This is a genomic window from Mesorhizobium sp. M7A.T.Ca.US.000.02.2.1 (assembly GCF_003996995.1).
GTDB lineage: Bacteria > Pseudomonadota > Alphaproteobacteria > Rhizobiales > Rhizobiaceae > Mesorhizobium.
Genome location: NZ_RZTT01000774.1, coordinates 1 through 1,196 on the forward strand (window position 1 = coordinate 1; position 1,196 = coordinate 1,196).

The following is a 1,196-nucleotide window of genomic DNA, read 5'->3' on the forward strand; positions in this document are numbered from 1 at the left end:
TTCATGTATTCCGGCGTGCCGAACGCCGGCGAACCGGACTTCATGTCGACATTGGAGGTGAAGCCGCCATAGCCGACGGGTGCGCCCTTGCGCACCATCTGGGCGAAGGCGATGCCGGCAAGCGCCTCGGCGTTCTGCTGCACCAGTGCGCCGGCGATGGTGACAGGCGCCATGGCGCCCGACAGGGTGAACGGCGTCACGACGACGACCTGGCCCTTGCTCGACATCTGGATGATGCCTTCCATCATCGGCACGTCGAGTTTGAGCGGCGAATTCGTGTTGATGATGGTGAAGACGGACGGCTCTTCCAGCATCTGCTCGTGGCTGATGCCGCGCGCGATCCTGGCGATCTCGATGCCGTCGACATTGCGTTCCTTGCCGAGCGAATAGATGTGGAACACCTTGTCGGTGAGCACGCTGAGATCGCGGATGCATTCGAGGTGGCGGACGGACGGATGGATATCGGTCGGCTCGACCGGGTAGCCGCCCGTGCAGTTCAGGATGTTGTGCATCTGCGCGAGCTTTAAGAAATTGCGGTAGTCCTGCTGGTTGCCGGGCCGGCGGCCGCGATCGATGTCGGAGCAATTGGGCGCCGACGCCATCATCGAGATGATCACATTGTTGCCGCCAAAGCGCACATTGTGCGCTGGATTGCGGGCATGGATGGTGAACTCCGACGGGCAGTGCGACACCAGTTCGAGGATCATGTCGCTGTCGAAACGCACCCGCTCGCTGCCGTCGCGCACATCGGCGCCATGCGCCTTCATGATGCTGCGGGCCTCGTCATGCAGCACGTCGACGCCGATTTCCCTGAGCACGCGCAGGGAGGCGAGGTGGATCGATTCCAGCTCGTCGTCGGAGACCAGCCTGGTCGGCGTCAGCGGGTTTTTCAGCTGGCGGAAAGCCGGCTGCTCGAACGCGGCCGAGCCGCCGGCGCGCTTTCCGGCGCGGCCGCCGCGACGGGCGCGGTCGGTGGCCAATGCCGGTTCTGAGGGTTGTAGGGCGGCGGTCATGATGGTCCTCGTAGGATGCGATAGCGGGCGGCATAATGGACCGGCGGCTGTCCAGCCATTGCGGAGGCGGCGACCACTAGGGCGAGGGAAGCGACATGCCGGAACGGCAGTTGCGCGGCCACGACATCGGCCTGATCCCGCCGCCTCGTTGGCGCAAGCGGATTTCGCCGGGCGGCCCTTCCT

At 64.9% G+C, this 1,196-nt stretch carries 1 protein-coding gene; it reads right to left on the minus strand.

All coding sequences use genetic code 11. From position 1 onward, the window contains the following. Positions 1-1,013, minus strand: a 1,013-nt coding sequence (locus tag EOD15_RS34495) for a trimethylamine methyltransferase family protein (RefSeq protein WP_185929169.1), incomplete at its 3' end; no start/stop codon positions are given. Positions 1,014-1,196 lie beyond the last annotated feature (183 nt).